Source organism: Streptomyces sp., from assembly GCF_031178505.1.
Classification (GTDB): domain Bacteria; phylum Actinomycetota; class Actinomycetes; order Streptomycetales; family Streptomycetaceae; genus Streptomyces; species Streptomyces gulbargensis.
In genome coordinates, this window is record NZ_JAPSIW010001033.1 from 1 (window position 1) to 1690 (window position 1690).

Sequence of the window (1690 nt, forward strand, 5' to 3'; positions counted from 1 at the left end):
CCAGGCGCGCGGATACACGTCCGGGACGGTGGCACGGCTACCAGGGGCACGGGTACGCGTCCGGAACGGCATCCCGGCTTCCGGGGCGCGCGGATCCACGTCCGGGACGACGGCACGGCTACCAGGGGCGCGGGTACGCGTCCGCGCGCCCCGGCCGGTCGCCGGGGCGCGCGGGGCGGGCCGCACGGCCCGTGTCCGTGCCGGGGGCCGGCTAGGAGCCGCCTCCGAAGACCGACTTCTGGACGTCGCCGGGGCCGTCGTACCGCTTCGACCGCGAGTCCTCGAGCTTCCTCACGACGGCGTCGTCGGCACCGTTCCTCCTGGCCACGGAGACCAGGTCGTCACCGCTCGCCGGGTACTCGGCGCCCTTGAGGGCCTTCTGCACGTCGATGGGGCCGACATCCGCCACGACGGTTCCTCCTCTGTCCCCGGGGGCCTCCGGGCTTCTCCGGAGACCCTGTCGTCCATGTGCTCGGAGGGGACGGCTCCGCTCCCTGGCGGCGGCTGCCCGGAATCGTTCCGCCGATGCGCGCGGACGGCGGTCATCGGGCCGTGGCCCGCCGGCCCGTGCGCGAGGCGGCGTAGGCGGCCTCGCGGAGCCGGGCGAGGCGGGAGGTCGGGCGCAGGCCGGGCAGCCGGTGCAGGTACGGGTCGTAGGCGTCGGTGGCCTCGGGCGGTCCCTCCTGCGGCGTTCCGGTGGTGAGCGTCCCCAGCACGTGCCAGCCGTCCCGCGGCCCCACCGCGCACAGCGCGAAGGTCAGGGGACCGGCGCGCAGTGCCGCGCGCAGCCCGGCGAGGGTCCCGGGGACCTTGAGATCGGGGCCGGGCAGGGGGCGGAGGGCCAGGACGGCCGTCCGGTCGCCGAGCCGGTAGGAGAGGAGCGTCGAGCAGGGCCCGGCCAGCGCGTCGCGGCGCGGCAGCGGCAGGTGCCGGGTCCAGCGGCCGCTCCCGCTGCTGGTGAACAGCAGGTCCAGCGGCTGTCCGGGGCCGCCCGCGTCGGGGACCCGCAGGGCGATCCCCAGGCCGTCGGGCAGCCCGGCGGGCAGGCCGAGCGCGCGGGACCAGCGCAGCCGCACCGGGTGGTCGGCCGGTTCGTCGAGCCACGGGACGCCCCACCGGACGCCGGCCGGGCGGATGCGCAGGACACCGGTGGCCCGGATCCCGTGCGGGTGGAGGGCGGGGGCGTGCCGCCGCCGGGCGATCGCGTGCGCGAGGCGGGCGGCGAGACCGGGGAGCGAGTCCGGGGCGCGCACGGCTCACCGCCCGCCGGGGAGCGTACGGAGCCACGCGGGGCGCCGGCCGGTGCCCGGCCGGCGGCGTGCGCCGGGCCCGGAGCCCGGGCGCGGGGGCAGCGGGCCCGCCCGCCACCAGGCCACGAGCCAGGCGATCTCCTTCGCCGCGTCCATCAGGTAGGTCGGGCGGATCCTGCCCCGGGGGACGTACACGAGGTCGACGGCCAGGAAGGTGAGGGCCGTGCCGATGCCCACCCTGCGCGCGTGCCGCAGGCCCTCGGGGTCGTTCGCGGCCCGCAGCATGCTCCAGCCCGCCGAGGCCAGCAGGCCGCCGCTGGTCTTCTGCAGCCAGTCGTCGGCCTTGGGCCCGTACACCCACTCGAACGTCCGCAGGGAGAGCAGGGGCCACGCGCCGCCGACGATGTTGAACAGGCCCTGGGCGCGGGCGACGGTCGCGT

3 protein-coding genes are annotated in these 1690 nt (G+C 78.1%); all 3 read right to left on the reverse strand.

The genetic code is table 11. The features are described from left to right. Positions 1-211: 211 nt before the first annotated feature. The gene (locus RIF68_RS35935; protein ID WP_309055844.1) at positions 212-409 is read right to left on the reverse strand and encodes a DUF2795 domain-containing protein; all 198 of its coding nucleotides are present in this window, start codon (positions 407-409) and stop codon (positions 212-214) included. 133 nt (positions 410-542) lie between these two features. After that, on the reverse strand, positions 543-1253 hold the full coding sequence (locus RIF68_RS35940) for a phosphodiesterase (protein ID WP_309055845.1): 711 nt from the start codon (positions 1251-1253) through the stop codon (positions 543-545). A gap of 3 nt (positions 1254-1256) precedes the next feature. Next, on the reverse strand, positions 1257-1690 hold a 434-nt coding region (locus tag RIF68_RS35945), incomplete at its 5' end, for a hypothetical protein (RefSeq protein ID WP_309055847.1).